The 209-nt window shown below is 60.3% G+C and carries 1 pseudogene; it reads right to left on the bottom strand.

Features of this window, described 5'->3' with window-relative positions:
* Nucleotides 1–209 (bottom strand): annotated as a pseudogene (locus tag LKE08_RS28280) (photosystem II q(b) protein); the annotation flags it as partial.

The raw sequence follows: 209 nt of genomic DNA, 5'->3' as shown, positions 1-209 counted from the left end.
GAGATGATGTTGTTGCCGTACAACAGGGAGCCGGCGACGGGCTCGCGGATGCCGTCGATGTCCACGGGGGGAGCGGCGACAAAAGCGATGATGTAGCAGATGGTGGCGGTCAGCAACGTCGGGATCATCAGGACACCGAACCAGCCCACATAGAGGCGGTTGTTGGTGGAAGTGACCCAGTTGCAGAACCGATCCCAAACGTTGGCGCT

The organism is Lyngbya sp. CCY1209 (genome assembly GCF_035615495.1).
Classification (GTDB): Bacteria; Cyanobacteriota; Cyanobacteriia; order Cyanobacteriales; family Microcoleaceae; genus Limnospira.
The sequence above is the reverse complement of the archived record's forward strand: the minus strand, read 5'-3'. Positions and strand labels throughout refer to the sequence as shown.